The 4122-nt window shown below is 67.3% G+C and carries 3 protein-coding genes; all 3 read left to right on the top strand.

The annotated features are described in order from the left end of the window. Nucleotides 1-113: 113 nt before the first annotated feature. Genes EBS11_RS28015 through EBS11_RS28005 form a run of 3 tightly spaced genes read left to right on the top strand, consistent with a single transcriptional unit; the run spans nt 114 to nt 3995 of the window. Nucleotides 114-1733 carry a ShlB/FhaC/HecB family hemolysin secretion/activation protein gene (locus tag EBS11_RS28015; protein WP_290608757.1) on the top strand — a complete coding sequence of 540 codons (1620 nt, stop codon included), beginning with the start codon at nt 114-116 and terminating at the stop codon, nt 1731-1733. 56 nt (nt 1734-1789) lie between these two features. Then, on the top strand, nt 1790-3571 hold the full coding sequence (locus EBS11_RS28010; protein WP_290608755.1) for a MotA/TolQ/ExbB proton channel family protein: 1782 nt from the start codon (nt 1790-1792) through the stop codon (nt 3569-3571). Nucleotides 3572-3584: 13 nt separating this feature from the next. Continuing rightward, the gene (locus EBS11_RS28005; RefSeq protein WP_034753784.1) at nt 3585-3995 is read left to right on the top strand and encodes a biopolymer transporter ExbD; all 411 of its coding nucleotides are present in this window, start codon (nt 3585-3587) and stop codon (nt 3993-3995) included. The last annotated feature ends 127 nt before the right edge of the window (nt 3996-4122 follow it).

Genomic DNA, 4122 nt, shown 5'->3' with positions numbered 1-4122 from the left:
GTCGCCGCGCGCGGCGACTGTCTAGGCATCAGTAGATCAGCATTGGCAACAAAAAAACGCCGGCCCAGCGCCGCAACACTAGGGCAACCGCTTGATTTTAAGGTGAATGGAAGATGCGTGAATTGACAACCAAGGGCAGGGGCATGCCGCCGGCGGCACCCGCGACGGCCCTGACGATGCTGTGCCTGGCCATGCTGGCCTTGCCCGGCATGGCGCGCGCGCAGGAAGCGGCCGCCGCGCCGGAACGCCAGGTAAACATCGAGGAATATTTGGTACGCGGCAATACCGTGCTCGACGCCCGCGCCATCGAAGCGGCCGTGACGCCCTTCCTGGGGCCGGGCCGCACCCTGAAGGACGTGGAAGGGGCGCGCGATGCCCTCGTTGCGGCATATCAAGCCCGGGGCTACCAGTCCGTCTACGTGGACTTGCCCGAGCAGCAGGTGGAGCAGGGCGTGGTGGTGCTGCAGGTGAGCGAAACCAAGGTGGGGCGCCTGCGCGTGGTCGGCGCGCAATACAACTCGCCGCTCGACGTGCGCCAGCAGGTGCCGGCCCTGACGGAAGGCACGGTGCCCGACTTTACCCAGGCGCAAGTGGAGCTGACGGCCCTGAACCGGGGACCCAAGCGCCAGGTGATGCCGCTGGTGCGCCAGGGCACGCTGCCCGGCACCATGGACGTGGACTTGAAGGTCGACGACAGCAGCCCGTGGCGCGCCAGCGTGGGCCTGAACAACGATTACAGCGCCGACACGAAGAAGTTGCGCACCAGCATGTCGGTCGGCCACGACAACCTGTGGCAGCTGGGGCATAGCGCCACCATCAGCTTTTTCGGCACGCCGGGCGACCTGAATCAGACCAAGGTGTGGTCCGCCTCGTACGTGGCGCCCATCGGCACGCAGGGCTGGAGCGTGGAAGCGACGGGCTACCAGTCGAACAGCAACGTGGCCAGCGCGGGCGGCACTAGCGTGCTGGGCAAGGGCCATGCGCTGGGCATGAAAGTCAACTACACGGTGCCCAACAGCGGCATCTGGTGGCACAGCTTTTCCGCCGGCATCGATTTCAAGGATAACCAGGAAGCCCTGACACTGAACGGCACCGGTTCCACTATTCCCTTGAAGTACGTGCCGCTCAGCGTGGCCTACAACGGCTTTGCGCAGACGGACACGGCGACGTATGGCCTGGGCCTGTCGCTGGTGGCCGGCACGCGCGCCTCGTTCGGCTACGGCAGCGACAGCGCCGCGTACGACAACAAGCGCTACAAGGCCTCGCCCAGCTTCCTCGTGCTGAAGGGCGACGCGAATGCCACCTACAACCTGGGCAGCGGCGCGCAGCTGCACGGGCGCATGTCGGGCCAGCTGGCCGACGCGGCGCTCGTGTCGGGCGAGCAGATGGCCGCCGGCGGCGCCAATTCCGTGCGCGGCTACCTGTCGGCGGAAGCGACGGGCGACTACGGCATCTCGGGCACCGCCGAATGGCGCACGCCCCAACTGACGTATTTCAGCGGCCTGGAAAACTGGCGCCTGTATGCCTTCGCCGATGGCGCGCGCCTGCGCCTGCGCGACCCGATGATCGAGCAGAAGGACCTGTTCGGCCTGGCCTCCGTGGGCGTGGGGAGCAGCTTCCAGTTCCTGCGCTACCTGACGGGCCGCGTGGATTTTTCCTACCCGCTGCGCGAGGGGCCGCGCACGCACAAGCACGTGCGACGCATCAATTTCAACCTGTCGGCCAGCTACTGACGGCCCAGCGCAACAGCACTGCACTTTTCTAGACTTTTCTTCGGAGAATCACTGTCATGCAACGTTTTCTTTTCCTGCTCACGATCCTGGGCACGCTCGTACCCGGCCTGGCGCACGCCTGGTGGCAGCCCGACTGGGCTTACCGCAAACCCGTCACCGTCGACGCCGGTCCCAAGGCGGGCGCCGTGGGCGGCGATCCCGGCCGCATTCCCGTCCTGCTGCGCTTGCATTCGGGCAATTTCAACTTCGAGGGCGTCAGCGACAGCGGCGCCGACCTGCGCTTCGTGGCCGGCGACGACAAGACCGTGCTGAACCACCAGATCGAGCAGTTCAACCCGCTGCTGGGCATCGCCCTGATCTGGGTCGACGTGCCGGCCCTGACGGCCGGCACGCCGCAGCAGTTGTGGATGTACTACGGCAACCCGAAGGCACCCGCTTCCGGCAACGGCCAGCGCACGTTTGATCCCGACTACAGCCTCGTGTACCACTTCGCCGAAGCGGGCGTGCCGTCGCGCGACAGCACGGCGTATGGCAACCATGCCCAGACGGCCGTGCCGGCACTGGACGGCTCCGTCATCGGCACCGGCGCCCGCCTGGGCACGACGCCGCTGATGCTGCCCGCCTCGCCTTCGCTGGCGCTGGCCGCCGGCGCGCCGTTCACGTTTTCCGCCTGGGTGCGTCCGGACAGCCTGGGCGCGCAGCAGGTGCTGTATGCGCGCCGCGACGGCGCCAGTGAGTTGCTGATCGGCGTGGACCAGGGCGTGCCCTTCGTGCAGGTGAATGGCCAGCGCAGCAAGCCGGGCCAGCCCATCCAGGCGAATCAATGGTCACACCTGGCCGTCAAGGCCGACAAGAACAACGTGGCCCTGTACGTGGGCGGCCGTCCGGCCGTCTCGCTGGCCACCGCCCTGCCGGCGTTCAGCACTGCCGCGTCGGTGGGCGCCGATGCGCCGCCGGCCGCTTCCGGCGCCGCCACCCTGGCCAACTTCACGGGCGCCATCGACGAGCTGCGCCTGTCGCGCACGGCCCGTCCCGACGCCCTGCTGCTGGCCGACGCCGTCTCGCAAGGTTCCGAATCGCGCCTGGCCGTCTTCGGCGCGGATGAACAGCAGGCCGGCAAGAGCCATTTCGGCTTCATCATCGCCGCCATGCCGCTCGACGCGTGGATCGTCGTCGGCGTGCTGGGCCTGATGATGGTCCTGTCGTGGATCATCATGATCGGCAAGGGCCGCAGCTATGGCGCCATCTCGCGCGCCAATGCGCAATTCATGCAGTCGTTCCATGAAGCGGCCGGTGCGCCGCTGGACCACCTGGCGCGCAACGGCAAGCTGAGCACTGCCGTGAAGACGGATTCCTCGCTGTGGCGTTTGTACGACGTGGCCATCGACGAGATGCGCCGCCGCCATGACCGCGGCTACGACCTGAACGCCGTGTCGAACGCGACCATCGGCGCCATCCGCGCCGCCATGGATGGCGTGATGGTGCGCGAAAGCGAGCGCATGTCCAAGCGCATGATCTGGCTCTCCACCACCATCGAAGGCGCGCCGTATGTCGGCCTGTTCGGCACCGTGATCGGCATCATGCTGGTGTTCGTCGTGGCGGCCATGGCCGGCGCCGTGGACATCAACTCGGTGGCGCCGGGCATGGCGGCAGCGCTGCTGTGTACGGCTGCGGGCCTGGGCGTGGCGATTCCCGCCCTGTTCGGCTACAACTGGCTGTCCTCGCGTTCGGACGCCATCGTCGCCGATATGGTCGTCTTCGTCGACGAATTTGCCACCCGCCTGGCTGAAGAGCAGGGCGACGGACGCCAGATGCGTCCCGTGCTGCAACAGGCGTGAGGGGCGCATAACCATGGCCACCTCCGCCAAGTTTACCCCCCGCAAGCGTAGCGGCGGCATCAACATCACGCCCTTCGTCGACGTGCTGCTGGTGGTGCTGGTGATCTTCATTCTGACCAGCAACGCCAGCATTCCCGGCATCAAGGTCGACCTGCCCAAGGCCAGCTCGGCCATGGCGCTGGAGAAACCGAAGACCAAGGCCATCACCATCGACAACGCGGGCCAGGTCTTCCTCGACGCCTACCCCGTCACCCTGCCCGAACTGGAAGAGCGCCTGCGCACGGAAAAGGCGCTCACGCCCGACTTCCCCGTCATCGTGCGCGGCGATGCCGCCGTGCAATACGCGAAAGTGGTCGAAGTGCTCGACTTGCTGCGCCGGATCGACCTGAACCAGGTGGGCCTGGTGACCGGCAAGCCGGCATGAGGAGCGCAAGGTGAAGCGTGACGACATGACAAGGATGGCGGCTGCGGAACCGTCGGGCGCCGCGCAGTGGTGGCGCCGCTGGGGCGGCGTGGCCGGCGGCCTGCTGCTGGCCGCCGCGCTGGCCGCG

The organism is Janthinobacterium sp. (genome assembly GCF_009923995.1).
Classification (GTDB): domain Bacteria; phylum Pseudomonadota; class Gammaproteobacteria; order Burkholderiales; family Burkholderiaceae_D; genus Janthinobacterium.
This window is presented reverse-complemented; position numbering and strand designations above follow the sequence as displayed.

Excerpts from the sequence above, each read along its gene's own strand:
- EBS11_RS28015 (WP_290608757.1), top strand. The coding sequence starts at position 114 with ATGCGTGAATTGACAACCAAGGGCAGGGGCATGCCGCCGGCGGCACCC.
- EBS11_RS28010 (WP_290608755.1), top strand. The coding sequence starts at position 1,790 with ATGCAACGTTTTCTTTTCCTGCTCACGATCCTGGGCACGCTCGTACCC.
- EBS11_RS28005 (WP_034753784.1), top strand. The coding sequence starts at position 3,585 with ATGGCCACCTCCGCCAAGTTTACCCCCCGCAAGCGTAGCGGCGGCATC.